Source organism: Ruegeria sp. HKCCD6647-2, from assembly GCF_057221075.1.
Window position 1 is genome coordinate 394,717 of the sequence record NZ_JBWVBD010000001.1, and the last position, 12,511, is coordinate 407,227.

At 57.2% G+C, this 12,511-nt stretch carries 11 protein-coding genes; 3 read left to right on the top strand and 8 right to left on the bottom strand.

Translation table 11 applies throughout. The annotated features are described in order from the left end of the window. Nucleotides 1–5: 5 nt before the first annotated feature. From AC2TDJ_RS01875 to cysQ, 7 genes are all read right to left on the bottom strand, one after another. Nucleotides 6–1,439, bottom strand: coding sequence for a nodulation protein NodH (locus AC2TDJ_RS01875; protein ID WP_480838680.1), 1,434 nt, complete (start codon nt 1,437–1,439; stop codon nt 6–8). Nucleotides 1,440–1,445: 6 nt separating this feature from the next. Next, nucleotides 1,446–3,146, bottom strand: a complete 1,701-nt coding sequence (locus AC2TDJ_RS01880) for a DUF5927 domain-containing protein (protein ID WP_480838682.1) — start codon at nt 3,144–3,146, stop codon at nt 1,446–1,448. Then, the gene (locus tag AC2TDJ_RS01885) at nt 3,143–4,129 is read right to left on the bottom strand and encodes a glycosyltransferase family 2 protein (protein WP_480840189.1); all 987 of its coding nucleotides are present in this window, start codon (nt 4,127–4,129) and stop codon (nt 3,143–3,145) included. Before AC2TDJ_RS01885 ends, AC2TDJ_RS01880 begins: the two co-directional genes overlap by 4 nt. 144 nt (nt 4,130–4,273) lie before the next feature. After that, complete coding sequence (locus AC2TDJ_RS01890) at nt 4,274–5,356, bottom strand: glycosyltransferase family 2 protein (RefSeq protein ID WP_480838684.1); 1,083 nt, start codon at nt 5,354–5,356, stop codon at nt 4,274–4,276. A 7-nt stretch (nt 5,357–5,363) separates the two neighbouring features. After that, entirely contained in the window at nt 5,364–6,347 is a 984-nt protein-coding gene (gene galE, locus AC2TDJ_RS01895) for a UDP-glucose 4-epimerase GalE (RefSeq protein WP_480838686.1), read from the bottom strand. Next, nucleotides 6,344–7,144 (bottom strand): 3-deoxy-manno-octulosonate cytidylyltransferase, encoded by an 801-nt coding sequence (locus AC2TDJ_RS01900; protein WP_480838688.1) that lies wholly within the window; start codon nt 7,142–7,144, stop codon nt 6,344–6,346. The genes galE and AC2TDJ_RS01900 overlap by 4 nt, the downstream gene beginning before the upstream one ends. Continuing rightward, complete coding sequence (gene cysQ, locus AC2TDJ_RS01905) at nt 7,144–7,941, bottom strand: 3'(2'),5'-bisphosphate nucleotidase CysQ (protein ID WP_480840191.1); 798 nt, start codon at nt 7,939–7,941, stop codon at nt 7,144–7,146. The genes AC2TDJ_RS01900 and cysQ overlap by 1 nt, the downstream gene beginning before the upstream one ends. A gap of 121 nt (nt 7,942–8,062) precedes the next feature. On the opposite strand from cysQ, the gene AC2TDJ_RS01910 reads away from it, so the two are divergent. Next, nucleotides 8,063–8,884, top strand: coding sequence for an ABC transporter permease (locus AC2TDJ_RS01910; protein ID WP_480838690.1), 822 nt, complete (start codon nt 8,063–8,065; stop codon nt 8,882–8,884). On the opposite strand, the gene AC2TDJ_RS01915 is transcribed toward AC2TDJ_RS01910, so the two are convergent. Further along, on the bottom strand, nt 8,881–9,483 hold the full coding sequence (locus AC2TDJ_RS01915; RefSeq protein WP_480838692.1) for an alpha-ketoglutarate-dependent dioxygenase AlkB family protein: 603 nt from the start codon (nt 9,481–9,483) through the stop codon (nt 8,881–8,883). The two genes, AC2TDJ_RS01910 and AC2TDJ_RS01915, sit on opposite strands and share 4 nt — an antisense overlap. A 213-nt stretch (nt 9,484–9,696) precedes the next feature. Here AC2TDJ_RS01915 and dnaK point away from each other — a divergent pair, with 213 nt between their 5' ends. After that, nucleotides 9,697–11,604: a molecular chaperone DnaK gene (dnaK, locus tag AC2TDJ_RS01920; RefSeq protein ID WP_480838694.1), complete on the top strand. Its 1,908-nt coding sequence runs from the start codon at nt 9,697–9,699 to the stop codon at nt 11,602–11,604. A 180-nt stretch (nt 11,605–11,784) separates the two neighbouring features. Further along, nucleotides 11,785–12,510 (top strand): FkbM family methyltransferase, encoded by a 726-nt coding sequence (locus tag AC2TDJ_RS01925; RefSeq protein WP_480838695.1) that lies wholly within the window; start codon nt 11,785–11,787, stop codon nt 12,508–12,510. Nucleotide 12,511: the final 1 nt, after the last annotated feature.

Sequence of the window (12,511 nt, forward strand, 5' to 3'; positions counted from 1 at the left end):
CCTGCCTAGGGCGACTTCCAGTCTTCAAATCCGAATTGCAGGTAGTCGCGCTGATAGACCTTGGCGGCTTTTGCCTCAAGCTCTGCGTCGTAAATCTGGGACAATGTGAAAGGCGCGTCTGGTTCGGACCTACCCGGATCAGGCGGGTTCCGGTGACCGACCTGCCGCGCCAGGTCGGGTAGCGCCGTCACAAGGTCCTCTTCTCGCAGAATCAGATCTGGAATTGCAAAGGCCGCAATCCCTTCCAGTGTTTGCACCTGGCTACACCACAAGCCATCCACCCGGATGGGGGTTTGGCCAGCAAGGATATGGCCCAGCATCGTCAAAAAACCCGAAAATGCGGCATAGTGCTGGTCCAGTGAATAGGACCCGGCCTCGTTCCGTGCGGGCAGCGGCAGTTTGTACCGGTTGCGCAGCATATTGCGGATACTCACGTACGCCTCCGGGCCGGTACTGAGAATTCGGTCGCAAAAGACCGTATGCGCCCGGGCCAGAGGATGACGTAACACCGTGAACTTTCGATGACCCGGATTGGACTGCATCCATTGGCGCATCTGCTTTTGGTTTCGGCCAGTCATCAGGTCGTCTGTCGTTGCGCTATCTAGATCAGCCAGCCACCGCGCCACAACAGATTCCGGCCCGCCGCGTACCGGCAGATACAACAGGGGTGTTTTCGGCGCACCAACATAGCGCGACACTGCCGGCCCGCGGCGCGGTTCGAAGTTCGGCGTCCGGTGAAGATTGAACATATCCAGCTTGGAAACCGCCTGCTCCATCTCTTCCGGATTGGTCACTTTGGATAAAGCTCCGGAAGGGTTTTGGCGTTTCAGGTGGTCGCTGGGTCCGTCCAGCCGCGCGCCGACACCGAGCCAATCCGCCAGGCCATTCAGAACCTCGATGTCGTTCAGGTCGTCATAGCCGACATAAAACGCGCTTTGCCCGGTTTTCTGCAGATGATTGAGGACAGTCTGCTGAAACGTCTGTCGCTGCTCCAGCTGGTCAGAAAACTCTTCTGCGTCGAAGGTTATCCGGGCCTCGCGCCGTTGTTTGATGTTCACCAGCTTCCACTGCTTTGTCTCAACGGCGATTTTCCACGAGATATAACTGTCCAGCGGGTTTCGCGTCAGAATGATCTTGGCGCAACGCGGGTCATCCAGTGCAGGCAACAGGGCGCGCGGATCGTGGTCGCTGAAAAACCGAAACCCGTTCATTTCTCCGGGAGCCGACCGGATGGCGTCCAGCAATGCCAAAGGATTCCTGTCACGCTTTTCGACCGAAAAGCCCATCAGATCAGACAGTTTGGGCAAGCCCACAAAATAGGGGTTAAAGGCTTCACCGTGGCAGGTGACACCCTCCATCGCGTTCAGTTGCGACTCCAGCAGATTGGACCCGGTGCGCATGTCGGCCAGCACGATGAAATAGTCGAACCGGGAACCCATCACTGTTTACTGCACCAGATAAGGTTTGCGGAACGGTTTCGCCTGTGACCCGAACACGTCATCGACAGGAAAATCGCCCATCAGATAAGGATGCATTCCCTGGTTCTTGAGGATTTGCAGGAATTTGCCGAAGCCTGTCAGATCGACCATCTTCGGCGCCTCGGACAGGTGGCTATGCTGCTGGGTCAAGATCTCATCCAATGCCGTTTGCAGAGGCTCCATGGGCGCTTCCACGAAATCTGCCATCGACCAGACGTTAATTCGCGCTGTGGCGCCGACAGCCGCGAGCGTTTTGAGCTGCCCGGTTTCGATCTGTTGCAGGCGGGCGGCCTCGGCCCGGATGTCGGCGAAATTCATGTTCGACCGAAACAAGGGCACCGCCCAGGCACCGGATATGATTGAGATCTGTGCATGTCTGTCCCGCGCCAGAAACTCGACTATCTTTTGTCTGTCGGCGGGGCCGAATTGAAAACACTGGCGTTCACCCCTAGTGTTCCAGATCAGGTTCGACAGAAACGCCGTCGGATTGTAATCCCGCAACGTGGCGCAATCCGTCAGCGCACCGTTGGTCATGCATTCGTCATTCGCGAACTGGGCGCGTTCGGGGTGGAACAGATGCCCATGTACCCGTGCACCGGTTGCGTTGGCCAGCCAGGTATCGAACTCCTCGAATACTTCGGAAAAGCCCTGAAATACGGAATAGGGGTATGCCGTCAGACCACGCGCGGTCCCATGGCGGGGAAAGCGGCTTGCCATGTATAAACCGTCGCGGCCCCGAACCCGTCGCTCAACCGCCTTGGCGAAGACCCGGTCGATTTTGCCCGGGTTCGGTTCGGCGGGTTTCAATGCGCCGGTCCGATCTGTGAGGAAAGTCTGATAGAGCCGATCTGCCTGTGGCCATATTTTTCGGGCGACAAAGCAATCGGAACGGCGCAGCAATTGCAGGTGATCGTCGTAGAACACATGCGGACGACCCTGATAGTCGAACTTTGACAAGGTCAGTGAACGGCTTTCAATATGTGTGGAATACAACCGTGTCAGAGTCTGAAAATAGCTTTCATCCGGTATCCAGACCCGGCGAAAATACGCGTCATAAACCTTGCGTCTCGGATCCTGCAAGATCGCTGACAGGGTTTGCCTTGTCAGGCACCACCACTGGCTGCCCATGTGGGGTATCAGCCCGTCCGGAATTCTGCGGCGCATCCCCAGCCGTCTTTGCAGACGCACGTAGAGGTCAAACAGCTTGCGTTGTTTGCGCCACGAAAACGGGAAACGCAGCGTGAATCGCTCAAGATCCAGCCCGCCAACGGTCCAGATGACGTCCCGCGTAGTGGCGCTTTCTATGAAATCCACGCGAGGGCGGTCGGCCAAATAGTCGATCAGTTCCTCGACCGGGCGTAATGGCAGGCAGGCGCCCGAGGACAGGAATACGTGCCGGACGTCCGCAAATCGTTCCAGCAACAGGGTAGAAGCGGATTGCGACGCCGCAACAATACCCCATCCGCCCCATTCGCACACGTGACGGTCGGAAAACAGGATCAGCGGATCATCGGCGCAGGCTGAGACGAATTCCGAATAAACGGGGTTGCTGATCTTGCTGTCGACATGAATGACAACCGGGCATCCCGCGGCGGTCCAGTGGCGGGCAACCTGTTCTGCCCGGTCCAGCGCGGTATGGACCAGCATGACGATGCCAAGGCTACTCATGCCCAGTTTCCCTTGGACATCAGGCCCAGAATCTCAAGCTGTCGCCAGTTCAGGTATTTCTCGGACCATGCATTCCGGAAAACGGGCTTTTCTTCCAGTTGTTCCGCGTATGCCCGATATTCTCCAGATGCGCGATAATGTTCACCGCGGTTCAGTTCCTCGCGGGCTTTTTCGCCCAACGTGTCAATGAGTTTGGCATGCAGCAGGGCACCGCTGGCTTTTTCACCGCCTTGTTCATCGTAGACCTGATTCAACCCGCGTGGCAGCAGCGAGTGGGTCGAACTGACATAGACATAACGTCTGTTCCACTTGACCAGTGGGATTTTGTTCAGCGCCGGCGCCTTCGAAGGGTTGTCCCAGAAGAACACCCGCGCGCGCGGACCGCCCTGTATCCACAGATTGCCATAGGTCGGGTTGCGCGTGATCATATAGTTTCCGGGGTCAAACCAGGGTGCGATTTCGAACGGGTTCTGCCCGGATTGGTACTTCGCGTCCTCGATCGGGCCTTCGGGATACATATCGATCAGCATTGTCCCGAAACTGCGAATGCACGAGCCGTCCAACCAGTCAGTCAGCGCCCTGATCGGTCTGGTGTCGCAGAACGGGTAGATGAAGAACTCGTCCGGATCGACCGTCAGGACCCAGTGCCCGTGCGCGTAGGTACGCAGCAGATAGTTGGACCAGTCCACCCCGAATGTTGCTTTCTTATAGCTTGCATTGGCACGCCAGACCGAGACATCGGGTTGGTCGCACAGATACTCTCGCGTGCCATCGTCGCTTCTGTTTTCAACAAACAGAAAATGGTTGACGCCTAACGTTCTGTAATAGCTCAGGAAATAGGGTAACCGGATCTTTTCGTTCCGCACGACACTGACCAACAGCACATCGTCGGGCCGGATGGCCGAGGTGTTGTCGCGGACGGGTTTCAACTCGTGCCGCTTTCGCAGACACCGCAACAGGCGGCGCTTGCGCCGCAATCTCATGCGATAGGAATCCAACAGGCTCACGCGACTGCCCAACCTTTTTTGTACGCGAGCATGCCCGGGGCGGCCTGAGCCAGAGTGGAGCCGGGCAATTGCCGCATTATGACATTTTAGAACTTTGTCAGGCAACGTATTTATATGTCGTTATGGTGACACGGTTTTTCCTTGGGGCGTTTTCCCCCTGCCGCCAAATCCGTCGGAATTCATCAGCCCGAGACGTTCGAGTTGCATCCAGCCTTCAAACTGTTCTGACTGACCTGTCCACAGGTTCGGGTTGCTCGCGACTCTATCGTAATAGCTCCCAAACTCGGCCGGGTCGTGAAAATGCTGTCCCCGCTGTTTCTCGATAAGTGATTTTTCAACGACTTCAGGCAGAAATTTCGTATGCAGCAAAACACCTGACGGAGCATCGGTTCCAGGTCCGTCATAGCCAAAGTTAAGCTGCCTCGGCAGAGCAGAATGACTTGAGTTTACATAGGTATAGCGACGGGACCATCGTATCAGGGGCATCTTGTTCAAAGTCGGCGACCGATGCGGCCTGTCGGAAAAGAAAACTCTCTCGCGCACGCCGCCCTGAACCCACAGATTGCCCATCGGGTTCTGACGCTGGGCACGGTAAGGGCCGCGATCAAACCAGCGCAGCTTGTCGCAGGGATCCGATCCCGGGTCATACGTCAGGTCACCCAATGGTCCTTTTGGATAGAGGTCCAGCATCAGCGCGCCAAAAACCCGGCGGTCCTGATTGTCCAGCCACATGGTCAGATCATGCAGGGATCGGGTGTCGTGATGGGCATAGATCAACAGCTCGTCCGCATCCACAGTGAGGGTCCAATGCCCGTGCCCGTACCGCATTTGCAGCCAGGTCAACCAATCCACTCCAAACCTTGAGGAGCGGTAACTGGACCGGGTTTGCCAAAGTGACACATCAGGCTGGTTCAGAAGGAATTCGGCCGTGCCATCGTCACTGTCATTGTCAACCATCAGAAAATGATCGACACCCATGGCGCGGTAATGCCGAAAGAACCAGGGCAATCGCGTGATTTCATTTCGCACCGTGGTGAAGGCCAGAATGCAACCCGGTGCGATCAGTCGGGTCTTGTCCGACAAGCCGATCAGATCATGCCGACTGCGGAATGAACGCCACAGCAAATGTTTGCGTTTCAGACGCAGGCGGTATTTTTGCAACCAGCCAAGACCCGGTCGCGCCTGTTCACCGCCTGCCGTCATCGGCTATTCATTTCTCGTAGTGGCCGTTTTGATGCCAGCGCCAGGCATCGGCGATCATCGTCTCTAACGTTGACCGTTTCGCCTTCCAACCCAGTTCGGATTCGGCGCGGTCCGACCCCGATACCAATTTGGTGCAGTCACCCGCGCGGCGCGGACCTATGGTGTAAGGGACGGGGCGGTTTGTCACGGATTTGGAATGTTCGATTACTTCCATCACCGAAAACCCAGAACCTGTGCCCAGATTGAAGACCCGGCTTTCCTTTCCGCTTTTCAACCATTCGAGGCCCAGAACATGCGCGTCCACCAGATCGCAGACATGCACGTAGTCGCGAATGCAGGTTCCGTCCGGCGTGTCGTAATCGGTTCCGAATACCGTCAAGCCGTCGCGCTTGCCGTCTATCGCATCCAGCATCAGCGGAACAAGATGCGTTTCGGGGCGATGAAACTCACCGATTTCTCCTTCGGGATCGGCACCTGCGACGTTGAAGTAGCGGAAAATCACGTGATTGAGATCGTGCGCCGCCTCAAAGTCGCGCAGGATGTCCTCGATCGCGCGTTTCGAGGCACCATAGGCGTTCAGCGGCAGTTGCAGGGACTCTTCGTTCAGAACCACGTTGTCCTGATCGCCATAGGTGGCGCATGTGGATGAGAACACGAAGTTCCGGCACCCGGATGCCACGGTCGCTTCGATCAGGTTCAAGGAACCTGAAACATTGTTCGACCAGTATCTGCCCGGCTCGGCCATGGCCTCGCCCACTTGGCTGAGCGCGGCGAAATGCATCACGGCGGCCGGTTGGTACTTGGCAAAAACCTCATTCAGGCGTTCCCGGTCCAGAAGGTCGCCCCGTTCGAACGGGCCGAATTTCACCGCGTCCTGCCAACCTGTGTTCAGGTTGTCGAAAGTGATCGGTACATAGCCTGCGCGCGCCAAGGCCTTGCAGGCGTGCGATCCGATATAACCGGCCCCGCCCGTAACAAGTATGTTCGTCATTCCAACCCCATCGCGGTCATCATCTCTTCGATCTTTGCCACGTCCTGCGGGTTGTTGAGCTCCCAGAACTGGCGTCCCTTGGCCTCAACCTCGACGCAAAGAACCTTGCGACCGTTTTCCATGAAGCGCAATTGCTCCAAGCCTTCGAGCGTCTCCAATGGCCCAGTTGGCCAGCCAGGATAGGCGGCAAGGGCGTCGGGACGGTAGGCATAGACGCCGACATGATGAAAAACAGGCGTTTGATCGGCGCTGGAATAAGTTTCGGACGTGAATGGAATCACTTCTTTCGAGAAATAAAGCGCGCTGTTGTCCGCCCCGAATACCGCAGTTGTTCCACCAACACGACCGTGGCGCCGATCGTTCAAAAGCCCGTTCAGCGCATACCCGTCACAGCGCAAGACGGGTGTGGCGATCTCGGCCCCCGGTGCCTTGTGCAGGCCTTTGATAAGGTCCTCGACAAACCAATGCGGCGTCAAAGGAGCATCGCCCTGCAGGTTCACCACGATGTCGTAAGCGCCGCCAAGGGCTGCGTGCGCCTCGGCGCAGCGCTCTGTACCGTTCGCACAGGTTTCCGAGGTCATGACGACCTCGGCCCCGAATTCTTCGCACACGTCGCGGATTCGGTCGTCGTCTGTGGCCACAACGACCCGATCAACACCGGCGACTGACATTGCGGCGCGCCAACTGCGTTCGATCAGGGTCATCGAGGTTCCCCTGGCACCGGTCAGCGGCACCAGCGGTTTGCCGGGATAGCGGGTCGAGGCGTATCGGGCAGGAATGGCGATCAGAACAGACATCAGGCCTCCTTCAATCCAACACCGGGAGCATAGGCGATGAAGAACGGGTTGGCGTAACCGTCTTTGCCATATGTCAGCGGGCTGTGATCGTCGAACCGCACCACATGGCCGCCTGCGCCGGCCAGAACGGCATGGCCCGCGGCCGTGTCCCACTCCATCGTGCGGCCGACGCGGGGGTAGAGGTCAGCCTCTCCCGTGGCGACAAGGCAGAACTTGAGCGACGAGCCTGCGCTCTTGCTGTCGCGAATGCTGTATTTGTTAATATAATCCTCGGTCGCCTGGTCCCGATGGGACTTGGACGCAACGATCATAAGTGCGGAATTGTCCGGGTTAGAGACTGATATCGGCGTCAGAACACCGGGCGTGTCTTTATCCAATGTGCCAGTTTCTTCCACCGATTTGCCATCGGGTTGCGTATAGAACATGCGCCCGCGGGCGGGGGCGTAAACCACACCTCGGGTCGGAACGCCGTTTTCGACCAATGCAATATTCACTGTGAAATCACCGCGCCGGTTGATGAATTCTTTCGTGCCGTCCAAAGGGTCCACGATCAAAAACGTGTCGCCTTTTTCGGAATGCGATGCTGCCTGTTCTTCGGTCACCAGAAGAATGTCAGGGAAGGCTGCACGCAACCCGGCCGAGATCAGGGCATCTGCCGCTTCGTCCGCTTCGGTCACCGGGCTTGAATCGGATTTGACCTTTACGTCGAAATCGTCTGCCTCATAGATCTGCATGATCTTGTCCCCGGCCTCCAGGGCGAGGCGGCGGATGACAGGGATAAGGGCGTCGTAGGTCACAAAATGCTCCGTTTTCATGGTTTGTTGATCCGAAATCCTGACGGACTTATGCTGTGATGGATACGGAACAGCAAGAATTTCGTGCCAGTTTGAAGGTCACAAAGCAGGAAAGAGCGGTCGAGTGTTTCACTACAAGCGCAATCAGACGCTGTTGGGCGGCGCATTTACCACGGCAGAGCTGGTATTCCATGCGGTGGTGCGCAGCATTCGCGCACAGCATTCGAATGCGGTTCTGGCGATATTGCTGAACATCGTTCAGATCGTTCTTGTGGCCTCGGTCTTTTACCTGATCATGTCTTTCATGGGCGCACGGATCGCCAAGATCAGGGGCGAGTTCATACTTTTCATCCTTTCGGGTGTTTTCCTCTACATGACCCACGTCAAATCGGTCAGCGCCATGTCCGGGGTCGGCAGCGGAAACAACCCGATGATGTTGCATTCACCGATGAATATGGCGGTTACGTTGCTGGCCGCGGCATTTGGAACTCTGTACACGCAACTTGTCTCGATCCTGGTGATCCTGTTCATCTACAGCGTCGCTGTCGCCCCGCTTGAAATTCAGGAACCCGGGGGGGCCTTTGCGATGCTGGTGTTGGCCTGGTTCACAGGTTGCGCGGTCGGAGTGATTTTTCTGGCGCTGAAGCCCTGGTTTCCCAAAGCAGTAACCATCCTCACAAACATATACCGCCGCATGAACATGGTGTTTTCGGGCAAGATGTTTGTCGGCAACGCGCTGGGCGGCTTCATGCTGGGCATGTTCGCTTGGAATCCTTTGTTTCACCTGATTGATCAGTGCCGCGGTTTTGTCTTTCGGAACTACTTTCCCCGCAATTCGAACTGGGAATACGCGCTTTGGGTCGGGATTGTGTTGCTGATGATCGGATTGCTGGCCGAGTTCTATACGCGCAAACAGGTCTCGCAAAGCTGGGACGCGCGCCGTTAGGTCGCCACGCGCAGGGTGAGGTTGATCCGACCCCCCTTGGGCAACAGCCGGGATGATCCGAATCGGATGCGATCCACCCCGTGATACGTCAGCCGCGCGGGGCCGCCCATGATCACCACATCCCCCGAGTTCAGCCAGACTGACTCGGTCTTTCCGCCCCGAGTTGTGTTTCCGATGCGGAACAGCGCATCGTCGCCCAGCGAAACCGAGACAACGGGCCAGGAAAAATCCTCTTCATCCTTGTCCTGATGCATCCCCATCCGGGCTCCTTCACCGTAATAATTGATCAGGCAACAATCCGGCAGCCGGTTCGCTTCGGTCACGTCCTGCCAGATGTTCAGGATAACGCGGGGAATTTCTGGCCACGTCATGCCCTTGGGATGATTGGTCTGATACCTGTAGCCCGCGCTGTCCGACACCCAGCCCAGTTCTCCGGCCGATGTCATGCGGACGGACATCGTCTTGCCAGTCGACGTTGTAGGCCGGAACAAAGGTGCGGCCCTCAGAATCGGGCGCAGCTCTTCGATCAGCGCCGTCTGAGCGGCAACGTTCAGGTATCCTTTCCTGATGTCGAACCCCCGCAAAATCAGCCGCGCCATTCCGGATTCCCCATTCCTTGCCAAATCCTTGCAAAAAAGGCTTCAGATTCCCGAAAACCTGCGTTTCTGAACGCTTGCAGGCTTCTGGTCCCGCCCTTATATACGCCGGGACGCGCGATGGTGTAGTGCCGTCGCGCACATCAGATCGGGGCATGGATGCCATAACGGGTCCCGGCCTCGGGACATCGCCTTGAAGAGAAAGGGATTGCAAAAATGGGAAAAGTAATCGGGATTGACCTCGGAACCACCAACTCGTGTGTGGCCATCATGGACGGCTCGCAGCCGAAGGTCATCGAAAACGCCGAAGGGGCGCGGACAACGCCCTCGATCGTCGCCTTCACCGAAGATGAGCGACTGGTCGGTCAGCCTGCAAAACGTCAGGCGGTCACCAACCCCGACAACACCATCTTTGGCGTCAAGCGCCTGATCGGTCGTCGCGTGGATGATGCAGAAGTCGAAAAAGACAAGAAAATGGTGCCGTATGCCATTGTCGATGGCGGAAATGGCGACGCGTGGGTCGAAGCCCGCGGTGAAAAATACTCCCCAAGCCAGATCTCGGCCTTCACTCTGGGCAAGATGAAGGAAACCGCCGAGAGCTATCTGGGTGAGGAAGTCACGCAGGCGGTCATCACCGTTCCGGCATACTTCAACGACGCTCAGCGTCAGGCCACTAAAGACGCCGGTAAAATCGCCGGTTTGGAAGTGCTGCGGATCATCAACGAACCGACAGCTGCTGCGCTGGCATATGGTCTGGACAAGGAAGACACCCAAACCATCGCGGTTTATGACCTTGGTGGTGGTACCTTCGACGTGACCATTCTGGAAATCGACGACGGCCTATTCGAGGTTAAGTCGACCAATGGTGACACCTTCCTGGGTGGTGAAGACTTTGACATGCGCATCGTCAACTACCTGGCGGAAGAGTTCAAAAAGGAACACGGTGTCGACCTGTCCCAGGACAAGATGGCCCTGCAGCGTCTGAAAGAAGCCGCTGAGAAAGCCAAGATCGAGCTGTCCTCGACCTCGCAGACCGAAATCAACCAGCCGTTCATCTCGATGGGTGCCAACGGTCAGCCGCTGCACATGGTCATGAAGTTGACCCGTGCCAAGCTGGAATCGCTGGTTGGTGACCTGATCAAGAAATCGATGAAGCCGTGCCAGGCCGCTTTGAAAGACGCTGGTCTGTCGCCTTCGGACGTGGATGAGGTTGTTCTAGTCGGTGGTATGACCCGGATGCCGAAAGTGATCGAAGAGGTCACCAAGTTCTTCGGCAAAGAGCCGCACAAAGGCGTGAACCCGGACGAAGTGGTTGCCATGGGCGCCGCGATTCAGGCCGGTGTTCTGCAGGGCGACGTCAAGGACGTGGTTCTGCTGGACGTGACCCCGCTGTCGTTGGGCATCGAGACACTGGGTGGCGTGTTCACCCGTCTGATCGACCGCAACACCACGATCCCGACCAAGAAGTCTCAGGTCTTCTCGACCGCCGAGGACAACCAGAACGCCGTGACCATCCGCGTGTTCCAGGGTGAGCGTGAAATGGCCTCGGACAACAAGATCCTGGGTCAGTTCAACCTCGAGGACATTCCGCCGGCACCGCGCGGTATGCCTCAGATCGAGGTGACCTTCGACATCGACGCCAATGGCATTGTCTCGGTTTCGGCCAAAGACAAAGGCACCGGCAAAGAGCAGAAGATCACCATCCAGGCATCGGGCGGTTTGTCGGACGAAGACATCGAAAAGATGGTCAAGGACGCCGAGGAAAACGCCGAGGCCGACAAGCAGCGCAAAGAGCTGGTCGAAGCCAAGAACCAGGCGGAAAGCCTCATCCATTCGACCGAAAAGTCGATGGAAGAGCATGCCGACAAGGTCGACCCGACCACCATCGAAGCTATCGAGCTGGCGATTGCCGCGCTGAAGGACGAGCTGGAAACCGAGAATGCCGACAAGATCAAGTCGGGCATCCAGAACGTCACCGAAGCCGCGATGAAGCTGGGCGAGGCCATCTATAAGGCGCAAGCCGAAGAGGCCGAAGATGAGCCGGCAGCGGCGGATGCAGCACCTGGTGATGACGACATTGTCGACGCCGAGTTCGAAGACCTCGACGACGACAAGCGCGCCTAACGCGAACACGGTTTCCGGCGGGTCCAGACAGGTCCCGCCGGGACAGCATTCACCATGCAGTCCGCGGTCCTTGAACCTCCCTTTGGCACTTACGCTCTTTCACATCGGATGGAAACATTGCGCCGGTGGTCAGAAGTCATGCCGCGTCAATGGATGTCGTCCGGGATTCGCAGGCTCATAATGGCGAGTCGGAACGAGCCTTACGACGTCGAAGTGTTCGGAGGGCAGAAATGCCGCCTGTACCCTTCGGACAACTGGGCAGAGAGGCGCGTTATCACGGGCACTCAGTTCTTCGATCCCGATGAACGACGACTGCTGGCTGATCATGTATCGCAAAGCTCGGGCGACTATGTCTTTGTCGATGCCGGAGCGAATGTCGGTCTTTATACGCTATGGGTCAGATCGGTCGTGCAAGGGTTGGGGCGCAATCTCAGAGCTTTGGCCGTGGAACCGGACCCGGTCAACAAGGCAAGGCTTGCGACCAATCTGGCTGCAAACGCTGCCACCGAGGTGACCCATTGCGATCAGGCCTTGTCTGACAAACCGGGTGAGGTTTGGTTCGAGTCCTCGAACCTGGGGGACAGAGGACATGCCAAAGTTACCGATGCCGGGGACCTGAGCGTGAATGCTGTCCCATTGCTGGACGCAATGCACGACGCGGGTTTGACCAGAGTCGATGCAATGAAGATGGATATTGAGGGTCAGGAAACCCGCGTTTTACAGGCCTTTTTCGAAGACGCACCGGGCGGGATCTGGCCAGATCTGCTGCTGGTTGAAATCAAGCACTCGGATGATGGGCTTGCCCAGGTCTTGAATAAGGCGGGTTACGTGGCCAGCTTTGCAAACAACACCAATGGCGTGTACAGGCTCAGTGAAAGCAACGCACCCGGCGGCACGAAGGAATAAC